General features: G+C 72.9%; 7 protein-coding genes. 6 read left to right on the top strand and 1 reads right to left on the bottom strand.

Annotated elements, in window-relative coordinates; translation table 11 throughout:
* Positions 1–348: 348 nt before the first annotated feature.
* The gene (locus LCE31_RS21575) at positions 349–1,548 is read left to right on the top strand and encodes a thiolase family protein (RefSeq protein WP_225016612.1); all 1,200 of its coding nucleotides are present in this window, start codon (positions 349–351) and stop codon (positions 1,546–1,548) included.
* A 20-nt stretch (positions 1,549–1,568) separates the two neighbouring features.
* A complete protein-coding gene (locus LCE31_RS21570) occupies positions 1,569–2,747 on the top strand; it encodes a 4-hydroxybenzoate 3-monooxygenase (protein ID WP_225016610.1) in 1,179 nt (392 codons plus the stop codon).
* A gap of 268 nt (positions 2,748–3,015) precedes the next feature.
* Here the strand turns inward: LCE31_RS21570 and trxA are convergent, their stop codons facing one another.
* On the bottom strand, positions 3,016–3,402 hold the full coding sequence (gene trxA / locus LCE31_RS21565) for a thioredoxin (protein ID WP_225016608.1): 387 nt from the start codon (positions 3,400–3,402) through the stop codon (positions 3,016–3,018).
* A gap of 129 nt (positions 3,403–3,531) precedes the next feature.
* Here trxA and LCE31_RS21560 point away from each other — a divergent pair, with 129 nt between their 5' ends.
* The 4 genes from LCE31_RS21560 to LCE31_RS21545 form a co-directional block, all read left to right on the top strand.
* Complete coding sequence (locus LCE31_RS21560; RefSeq protein ID WP_225016606.1) at positions 3,532–4,962, top strand: dihydrolipoyl dehydrogenase family protein; 1,431 nt, start codon at positions 3,532–3,534, stop codon at positions 4,960–4,962.
* Positions 4,963–5,515: 553 nt separating this feature from the next.
* The gene (locus LCE31_RS21555; RefSeq protein WP_225016604.1) at positions 5,516–8,947 is read left to right on the top strand and encodes a glycoside hydrolase family 3 C-terminal domain-containing protein; all 3,432 of its coding nucleotides are present in this window, start codon (positions 5,516–5,518) and stop codon (positions 8,945–8,947) included.
* Between the two features lie 282 nt (positions 8,948–9,229).
* The gene (locus tag LCE31_RS21550; protein WP_225016602.1) at positions 9,230–9,421 is read left to right on the top strand and encodes a hypothetical protein; all 192 of its coding nucleotides are present in this window, start codon (positions 9,230–9,232) and stop codon (positions 9,419–9,421) included.
* 270 nt (positions 9,422–9,691) lie between these two features.
* Positions 9,692–10,604 (top strand): PP2C family protein-serine/threonine phosphatase (locus LCE31_RS21545; RefSeq protein ID WP_225016600.1); only part of this gene is annotated, 913 nt, incomplete at its 3' end.

Below are 10,604 nucleotides of genomic sequence, written 5' to 3'. Positions count from 1 at the left end.
GGATGGGGGTCGCGGTGGTGCGGGGGGTAGTACGCGGGGCGCCCCCGCCCCCCCGCGGGGGGGCCCGCGGGGGGGGGCGCCGCCGGGCCGCCGCGGCCCGCCACGTCGCGTTCGGCTTGGTCGTGTACGTCGGAGTAGGGCGTCATGGGCACGACCGTAGGGCCCCGGGGGCGCGGGACCTCCACCAGATCCCTCCACCAGGCCCCGCGCCACGGGACGTTGACACCGCACGGCGCGGGGCAGAGACTCAAAAGCCCAAGGGCAGGCGTGAACAGGTGTGCGCACAGCGCACACGCCGTCTGCCCGCCCACCCGCACAACCCCCGGTCGCGGGAGAGAGACGAGATCCATGAGCCTGCGCGATGTCTATGTCGTCGACGCCGTCCGCACCCACATCGGCAGGTTCGGGGGCGCCCTCGCCTCCGTACGCCCCGACGACCTGGCCGCGCACGTGCTGAAGTCCCTCGTGGACCGCACGCCCGCGCTCGACCCCGCCCGCGTCGACGATGTCGTGCTCGGTGACGCCAACGGCGCGGGCGAGGACAACAGGAACGTGGCCCGTATGGCGGCCCTGCTCGCGGGCCTGCCCGTCTCCGTGCCCGGTGTGACCGTCAACCGCCTCTGCGGCTCCGGCCTCGAAGCCGTCATCCAGGCCGCCCGCGCCATCGCCCTCGGCGACGCGTCGGTGGTCCTCGCGGGCGGCGTCGAGTCGATGAGCCGCGCGCCCTGGGTGATGCAGAAGCCGGAGCGCGCCTTCCCCGCCGGGCACCAGCAGCTGTGGTCCACCACGCTCGGCTGGCGCATGACCAACCCCCGGCTGCCCGCCGAGTGGACCGTCGCCCTCGGCGAGAGCGCCGAGCAGATCGCCGACAAGCACGGCATCACCCGCGAGCAGCAGGACGCGTTCGCGCTGGAGAGCCACCGCAAGGCCGCCGCGGCGTGGAGTGCCGGGCTTTACAGCGGCGAGGCGGGCGAGGTCGTCGCCTTCCCCGGCACCGGCCTCACCCGGGACGAATGCATCCGCGACGGCGGCTCGATGGAGACGCTCGCCAAACTGAAGCCTTCCTTCCGCACCGACGGCACCGGCCGCGTCACCGCGGGCAACTCCTCGCCGCTCAACGACGGCGCCGCCGCGCTGCTCCTCGTCGACGAGGACGGCCTGCGGGAGACCGGCCGCGAACCGCTGGCCAGGATCAGGACCTCCGCCGTCACCGGCATCGAGCCGAACCTGTTCGGGCTCGGCCCCGTCGAAGCCGTACAGCGCGCCCTGAAGAAGGCGGGCAAGACCTTCGCGGACCTCACCACCTTCGAACTGAACGAGGCGTTCGCGGCGCAGGCGCTCGGCTGCCTCGCCGAGTGGCCCGGCCTCGACCCGTCGATCGTCAACCCGAGAGGCGGCGCCATCGCGATCGGGCACCCGCTCGGCGCGTCCGGCGCGCGCATCGCGGGCTCCGTCGCCCACCAGCTCGCGGCGGCGGGCTCCGGCACCGGTCTCGCCGCCCTGTGCATCGGCGTCGGGCAGGGCCTCGCCCTCGTCCTGGAACGCTGACGGAAGGGCGGCCCCTCGCCATGCGGACGACCGTGGGGATCATCGGCGCAGGCCCGGCGGGACTGCTGCTCGCCCGGCAGCTGCACCTCGCGGGCATCGACTGTGTCGTCCTGGAGAGCCGCGACCGCGCCCACATCGAGGCGCGCCAGCGGGCCGGCATGCTCGAACAGGGCACGGTCGACGCGCTGCGCGCCGTGGGCGCCGGCGCCCGGCTGGACGCCGAGGGCCTCGAACACCACGGCATCGAGCTGCGCTTCGACGGCACGTCCCACCGTGTCGACTTCCCCGCGCTGACCGGCCGTACGGTCACGGTCTACGCGCAGACCGAAATCGTCAAGGACCTCGTCGCGCTGCACCTCGCGGACGGACCGCCGCTGCTGTTCGGCGCGGAGGCCCTCGCCGTGGCGGGGGCCGAGAGCGGGAAGCCCGCGATCCGCTACCGGCACCAGGGCCGCGAGGCCACGCTGGAGTGCGACTGGGCCGTCGGCTGCGACGGCTTCCACGGCGTGGCGCGCGCCGCGGTCCCGGCCGCGCAGCGCACCACGTACGAGCGCGGCTACCCCTTCTCCTGGCTCGGCATCCTCGCCGACGTCGCCCCCTCAAGCCCTGAGCTGGTCTACGCGCGGGGCGCGGGCGGCTTCGCGCTGCTGAGCATGCGCTCGCCCACAGTCTCCCGGCTCTACCTCCAGGTGCCGAACGGCACCGACCCGGCCGACTGGCCCGACGAGCGGATCTGGGACGAGCTCGACGCGCGCCTCTCCGAGGGCGCGGGACCCGGCTGGACCCTGAACCGCGGGCCGGTCACCGCCAAGACCGTCACCCCCATGCGCAGCTTCGTCGGGGAACCGCTGCGCCACGGACGGCTGCTCCTCGCGGGCGACGCCGCGCACATCGTGCCGCCCACGGGAGCCAAGGGCCTCAATCTCGCGGTCTCCGACGTGCGCCTCCTCGGCCGGGCCTTCGAGGCGCTCCACCGCACCGGGTCCACCGCCCTGCTCGACGCGTACCCGCGCGCCGCGCTGCACCGCGTATGGCAGGCCACCCGGTTCTCGTACGACATGACGACGATGCTCCATGTCCCGCCCGGCCAGAGCGACTTCGACCGGCGGATGGAGCTGACCCGGCTGCACCGCATCGCGGCCTCACGCGACGCGGCGGCGGAATTCGCGGCCCAGTACACGGGCCTCCCGCTTCCGTGACACGTCCGCCCGCCGACGCGGGCGGACCGTAGGCGGGCGGACGCCCGCGGGGCACGGCCGAGCGCACGCGGGCCGCTCGCCATCCCCTACAAGCGCCTTCGCACGGCTGAGGGCGTGACCGCGGGGATGCCGGACGCCGCACGCGCCCAGGGTGGTGCGACGCGCCGCGGCCCCGCCGGTCACCCGTGCTCACCGGAGCCCCCGAAGGGGTCCGGCGCGGGTGGCCGCCGGGTCGTGGCGTCGCTGCGTGGTACGGGCCGCCAGTGGCCTACTCGGCGCTCCCCGCGCCGTCCTTCGCCTCCGCCTCGGCGATGGACTTGCGGACCTCGTCCATGTCCAGCGCCCTGGCCTGGCCGATCACGTCCTCCAGAGCCGCCTCCGGCAGGGCGCCCGGCTGGGCGAAGACCGCCACATTGTCCCGGACGATCATGAGAGTGGGAATCGAACTGATGTCGAACGCGGCGGCCAGCTCCTGCTGGGCCTCCGTGTCGACCTTCGCGAAGACCAGGTCTTCGTGGCGCTCCGACGCCTTCTCATAGACCGGCGCGAACTGGCGGCAGGGACCGCACCAGGAAGCCCAGAAGTCGATGAGGAGGAAGTCGTTCTCCGACACGGTTTGGTCGAAGTTCTCCTTCGTGAGTTCCATCGTGGCCATGGCCTGATTACCTCTTCCTGTTACCGGTGCAGCCGACTCCGCACAACGGCGTGCATCGCGACCGTATTCCTGCGGCCCCTTCCCGGTGATCGTGTGGCCATGCCGACCCGGCCGCAGCAGACTGAGCGCATGACGGAAGCAATGGAATACGACGTCGTCGTCGTGGGTGCGGGACCGGTCGGGGAGAACGTGGCGGACCGGGCTCGCGCCGCGGGCCTGAGCGCCGCGATCGTGGAGAGCGAGCTGGTGGGCGGCGAGTGCTCGTACTGGGCGTGCATGCCGAGCAAGGCGCTGCTGAGGCCGGTGATCGCGCGTGCCGACGCGCGCCGGGTGCCCGGGCTGCGGTCCGCGGTGGAGGGTCCGCTGGACGTGCCTGCGGTGTTCGCCAACCGCGACGACTTCACCTCGCACTGGAAGGACGACGGCCAGGTCGCCTGGGTGGAGGGCACCGGCACGGCCCTGTACAGGGGCCGCGGCAGGCTCGCGGGCCCGAAGCGGGTCTCGGTGACCACCCCGGAGGGCGAGGAGGTCGTCCTCACGGCACGGCACGCCGTCGCCGTGTGCACCGGGACCAGGGCGCTCGTGCCGGACCTGCCGGGAGCCGCGCGGGCCAAGCCCTGGGCGAGCCGCGAGGCGACCAGCGCGCAGCACGTACCGGGCCGGCTCGTGATCGTCGGCGCGGGCGTCGTCGGCAGCGAGATGGCCACGGCCTACCAGGCGCTCGGCTCCCAGGTGACGCTGCTCATCCGGGGCACCAGGCCGCTGCCCGGCATGGAGCCCTTCGCCGGCGAGCTGGTGGCCGACGCGCTGACCGAGGCCGGCGCCGTCATCAGGACGAACTCGGCGGCGGCTGCCATCGAGCGCGACGGCGGCGAGGGCCCCGTCACGGTCGTCCTGGAGTCCGGCGAACGCGTCGAGGCCGACGAGATCCTCTTCGCGACGGGGCGCGCGCCGTCCAGCGACGACCTCGGCCTGGAGACCGTCGGCCTCACGCCCGGATCGTGGCTGGACGTCGACGACACCCTGCGCGTCGACGGCTTCGACTGGCTCTACGCGGTGGGCGACATCAACCACCGGGCCCTCCTCACCCACCAGGGCAAGTACCAGGCACGGGTCGCGGGCGCCGTCATCGCCGCGCGGGCCCAGGGCGTGCCGCTGCTGGAGACCGACCGCTGGGGCATGCACGTGGCGACCGCCGACCGCTCCGCCATGACCCAGGTGGTCTTCACCGACCCGGAGATCGGTTCCGTCGGCCTCACCCTGGCCCAGGCCGAGCAGGCGGGTCTGCGGGTACGGGCCGTGGACCAGGACATGGGCGCGGTCGCGGGCGCCGCGCTGTACGCCGCGGGCTACACGGGCCGGGCCCGCATGATCGTCGACCTGGACCGCGAGGTGCTGGTGGGCGTCACCTTCGCGGGCCCCGGCGCAGGCGAGATGCTGCACTCGGCGAGCATCGCGGTGGCGGGCGAGGTCCCCATGGACCGCCTGTGGCACGCGGTCCCCGCGTACCCGACGATCAGTGAGGTGTGGCTGCGACTGCTGGAGGCCTACCGGGGTTAGCCGCCGCGGGAGGTACACCGCCGGACGCGTACGAGGACGGGTGCGAGGGGACAGCCGCTACGGAAGGCAGACCGCGGCGGGCCCTGAGGGGGTGCCGCGGGCACTGGTCGCGAGCGGTCGGCCTGCGGCATTCCTGCCCGCATGCGGTCTGGCCGCCGCGCCTCGCCCGCGACCCCCCGCCCGCGGGCGGGGCCGCGGCGCTCTTCGGTTCCGGTGCCACCGGACTACGGTGCCACCGGACGCGCGGTCGCCCGCACAGGAGTGGCGTCGGCGCCCGCCGCTCCAGGGCGCCGCGACGTTTTGACGCAACCTTGGAGAGCGCTCTCTCATCCCGTCGGGCCGTTCCACGGGACACTCTTCGTGACTGCCGGGACGTCAGGCGGCGGGTCGAACCGCCGCTGCCGGCTTGTGCCGGGCGTTCCGGCGTCCGAGAGGGTTTCCGACAGCCGAGAGACGACGGAAAGAGAAAACGATGAGGCTGCTTCACCTCCCGCGCCCGCCGGCGCCAGCGCGTGGCAGACCCCGGCGGCCCCGCCGCCGGCCCACGTTACGCGTGCTGCTCGTGGCCACGGCCCTGTCCGGCCTGTCACTTGCCGGTGTGTCCACCTCGGCGCACGCGGCCGACAGCGCGCCCTTCGGCGGGACACCGGCCGCCGTGCCCGGTACCGTCCAGGCCGCGAACTACGACACCGGCGGCCAGGGCGTCGCCTACAGCGTCGCCTCCGCCGGCGGCAGTGCGAACAGCTACCGCGCCGACGGTGTGGACCTCGAAACCACCGCGGACACGCAGGAGACCAGCGGGGCCGGCGGCGGGTACGACATGGGCTGGACGACGCCGGGCCAGTGGTTCAAGTACACCGTGAACGTCTCCGCCGCCGGCAGCTACAGCGTCGCCTTCCGGCTCGCCTCGCCCTACGGCATCACCGACGCACTCCACATAGCCGACTCCTCCGGCACCAACCTGTCCGGAGCGGTCGCCGTCCCGAACACCGGCGGCTACGAGACCTGGACCACGGTCACCGCCTCCGTCATCCTGCCGGCCGGCCGCCAGACGCTGACCGTCGAACAGGACACCAACGGCTGGAACTTCCACGCCATGTCCTTCACGAAGGGCAGCGGTCGAGGCGGCGGTGGCGGCGGGGTCGGCGGCACCGGTCCGAACCAGTACTGCGGCATCCAGGACCTCGCGCTCGACCGGCCGACCACCGCCTCCTCGACACAGGACGCCACCGCCTACCCGGCGGCCGACGCCACCGACGGCGACCCCGGCACCCGCTGGTCCAGCGCCGCCGCGGACCCGCAGTGGCTGGAGGTCGACCTCGGCGCCCAGCAGCAGATCTGCGGTGTGGAACTGCTCTGGGAGGCCGCGTACGCGCAGGCGTTCCAGGTCCAGGTGTCCAACGACAACGCGGCCTGGACGTCGGTCTACTCCACGACGGCGGGCACCGGCGGGAGCGAGACGCTGACCGTCTCCGCGACCGCCCGCTACGTCCGGGTGTACGCCACCGCGCGCGCCACCCAGTTCGGCGACTCGCTCTTCGAACTCGACGTCTACGGCAAGACGTCCACCGCGCCCGTCACCGGAGGCGACGGCGACGGCGGCAACGGCGTCTGCCCGTGGGTCGGCTCCACCGCACCCGTCGCCCAGCGGGTCCAGCAGGTGCTCACCACCATGGACCGGTCCGAAGAGGTCACGCTGGCCTCGGGCGACGGCACTTCGGGGTACATCGGCCATGTCGCCGGCATCCCGAACCTGTGCATCCCGTCACTGAACCTCGAAGACGGCCCGTCCGGCGTCGGTGACGGAAATGGCGGTGTGACCGCCTTCCCCGACGGCGAGAACGCGGCCGCGACCTGGGACCCGGCACTGATCCAGCAGGAAGGCACGGCCAAGGGCGCCGAGTTCGCAGGCAAGGGCGCCAACATCGCACTCGGCCCGACGACCAACCTGGTCCGCGACCCGCGATGGGGCCGGACCTACGAGACCTACGGCGAAGACCCGTACCTGGCCGGCCGCATCACCTCGGCGGAGGTCGCCGGGCTCCAGAGCCAGGGCGTGATGGCCGAGGTCAAGCACGCCGCCGCGTACGACCAGGAGCAGTACCCCAACGGCGGCGACAACGAGACGGTCAGCCAGAAGGCGCTCGAAGAGCTCTACCTGGCGCCCTTCCAGACCGCCATCAAGCAGTCGGCGCCCGGCTCGGTCATGTGCTCGTACGCCGTGGTGAACGGAGCCCCGTCCTGTGCGAGCGCGGACCTGTTGCAGCGCGGGCTCGACGACGAGGCGGACTACGGCGGCTTCGTCGTCTCCGACTGGGGCGCGGCGGGCAACGCCGTCGCGGACGCCCAGGGCGGCATGGACATAGCGATGCCGTTCTCCGACGCGAGCGACATATCCGCCGCCCTGGCGGCCGGCACGCTGAAGCAGGCCACTCTGAACGCGATCGTGGCCCGGGTCCTCACCCAGATGTTCGCCTTCGGCCTGTTCGACAACCCGGGGACCGGCTCGCTGTCCGCCACGGTCACCAGCGCGGCGCACCAGGAGACCGCGCTGAAGCTCGGTGAAGAGGGCACCGTGCTGTTGAAGAACAACGGCCTGCTGCCGCTCGATCCGCAGATGACCGGCTCCATCGCGGTGATCGGCACCGACGGCGGCGCCGGCGTCGAACTCGGCGGCGGCGGCAGCGGCAGCGTCAACAGCGCGAACACGGTCTGGCCGCTCACCGGCGTCCAGAACGCGGTCGGCCCGAACGTCAAGGTCACCTACACCGAGGGTGACAACAACGGCACCGCGAACATTCCGCAAGCGGTGGCCGCCGCCCAGGCCGCCACCGACGCGATCGTCTATGTCAGCGCCCCGGAGGGCGAGGAGAGCGACCTGAAGACGCTCGACCTCTCCAGCGCGGACGAGACGATGATCAACGACGTGGCCGCGGCGAACCCGCACACCATCGTGGTGGTCAACAGCGGCTCTCCGGTGGTCATGCCGTGGCTGGACAACGTCGCGGGCGTATTCGAGAACTGGTACGGCGGAGGGGAGACCGGCGCCGCCACGGCCGCGCTGATCTTCGGCACCGCCAATCCGTCCGGCAAGCTGCCGGTCACCTTCCCCGGCAGCCTGAGCCAGGTCCCGGCGCAGACCACCGCGCAGTGGCCGGGCACCCCGACCGGGCCGGTCTACAGCGAGGGCGTGAACATCGGCTACCGCTGGTACCAGTCCCAGAACATCACCCCCGCCTTCCCGTTCGGCTTCGGGCTGTCGTACACGAAGTTCTCGTACTCCCACCTCGCCGTCGGCGCCTTCACGGCCGACGGCACGGCCACGGTGACCGCCACCGTCACCAACACCGGGTCGGTGGCCGGCGCGGACGTGGCGCAGCTGTATGTCGGCGATCCGGCCGCGAGCGCGGACCCTCCGCAGCAGTTGCACGGCTTCCAGCGGGTCTCCCTCGACCCGGGGCAGAGCTCCACGGTCACCTTCCCGCTGACCGTCCACGACCTGGCCTCCTTCTCGGCCGCGGACAACCAGTGGGAGGCCCCCGCCGGGACGTACTCGATCAAGGTGGGCGACTCCTCCGACAGCCTGCCGCTGTCCGGCTCGACCAGCCTGCCCCACACCCTGACAGGGCAGGTCGCCGCGGGCACCTCGGGAGCGGGCGTCTCGCAGGCCAACACGGCGGTCAGCGCGAACGTCACACCGAACTCGGGCGTGCCGGGCGCCGAGACGGTCGGCGTGGTCAACCCCTTCGGCTACAGCAGCCCGAAGGGCGCGACGGCGTCGTTCACCGTGCAGGCGGTGGACTCCGACGCCACGCAGAGCCTCTCCTTCACCGCGAGCGGGCTGCCGCCGGGCATCACCATGGCGTCCGACGGCACGGTCTCCGGCTCCGCGGGCACCCTCGGGTCCTACACGGTGACGGTGACGGCCAAGGACACGAGGGGGGTGTCGGGTACGGCCACCTTCGTGTGGTCGGTGGTGCAGTGAGCACGGCACGCCCGCACTGAGACCGGTGCGATCCTGGGGCCCCGTCGCACCACGGCGGGGCCCCGTCGCGGGATTCCGACGCCTCGCACCGCCGCGCACTCGTCCGGAGCCTCTCGGACGGCGCACGAGATCAGTTCCGTAGGCATTCCCCACCGATGATCCGGGGACGGCATGCCGGCACCGGTCGCCGGGCACTCGGGGCGTGGTGATGTCGCCGGCCTGCCGACGCGACCGTGTCACCGCGGGCCGGGCGACAGTCGGACCCGAGGCAAGGAGAGCGCCATGGCGGAATCCGGAAAGCGGCACGACCCCGAGCGGGCGGCCGAGGAGCTGAAGAGGGAGAGCGAGGAACAGGGGGAGCGGGTCGAAAAGGCGGAAGAAGACCCGTTCACGGCCCGGCGTGAGCGCATGCACGCGGAGGAAGATCCGGAAGAGGAACACGAGGGGAAGAAGACCAGCCAGGACTACGCGTAGGGGACCTGCCTCCCGGACCTCCGCGCTTCTCCGCGTGTCTCGGCGTTCCTCCGGGGCGCCGTCTGCCCCGGCGGTAGGGCGGCTGCGGACAGGGCGGCTGCGGGCTTGACGGCGGGCAGGACGGGCCCCGGGCGGCGCGAACCCGATTGCCGTGCCCGACCCGCGCTGAAATGTCCCGGGTGGGGTACCCCTGTGCGTACCGCTCGATCGCCGGTACCCACACGGCGACAGTCAACGGGCTCGGGCAGCCGTCCACCGGAGAGGTCGGGCATGACGTCTTCCCACGACATCGCCACCATGCTGACCGGCCTCCTGCGGGAGAGCCACGTGACGGACTTCGACGCTTTGCCCGGCCTCGTGGCCCGCCATGCCGCCACCGCAGGACTCGGCCGTGCCCGCATCTTCCTCGCCGACCTCCAGGAGGACGTCCTGCGGGAGGTCACGGGCCGGGGCCGGGACGCTGGGGAGGGCGGCCTGGAGACACGGATCGAGGGGACCCTGGCCGGACGCGCGTACCAGAGCGTCCGCGCCGTGTCGTCCCCCGACGGCCGGCAGCGCTGGCTGCCCGTGCTGGACGGTACGCAGCGGCTGGGCGTGCTGGGCTTCGACGCGGGCCCCGGCTCCGCCGGCCCGGTGGACCGGAGCCCGCGCGCGGACGAGGCCATGCAGGCCCTGGCGTCCGTGGTCGGGCTGACGGTGGCGTCCAAGCGGACCAACAGCGATTCGTACTCCCGGCTGACGCGGGTCCGGCTGATGAACGTCGTGGCCGAGATGCAGTGGACGCTGATGCCGCCCCGCTTCTTCGCGGACGACCGGGTCAGGATCAGCGCGGTGATGGAACCGGCGTACCGGATCGCCGGGGACGCCTTCGACTACGCGCTCGCCGGTGACGTCGCCCACCTCTCCCTCTTCGACGCCATGGGCCACGACACAGCGGCCGGGCTGACCGTCAGCCTGGCCATGGCCGCTTCACGCAACCGGCGACGGCAGGAGGCCACCCTCACCGAGGTCAGCCACGCGGTCGAGGAGGCCGTGGGCGAGCAGTTCGGCCACGACCGGTTCGCCACCGGCGTCCTGGCCGACCTCGATCTCCGCACCGGGCTGCTGACCTGGATCAACCGCGGCCATCTCCCGCCCGTGGTCATCCGCGGCGGACGGTGGCCCGCCCTCCTCGAATGCCCGC

This window comes from Streptomyces sp. 8L (assembly GCF_020176795.1).
In the GTDB taxonomy this organism is placed as follows: domain Bacteria; phylum Actinomycetota; class Actinomycetes; order Streptomycetales; family Streptomycetaceae; genus Streptomyces.
This window is presented reverse-complemented; position numbering and strand designations above follow the sequence as displayed.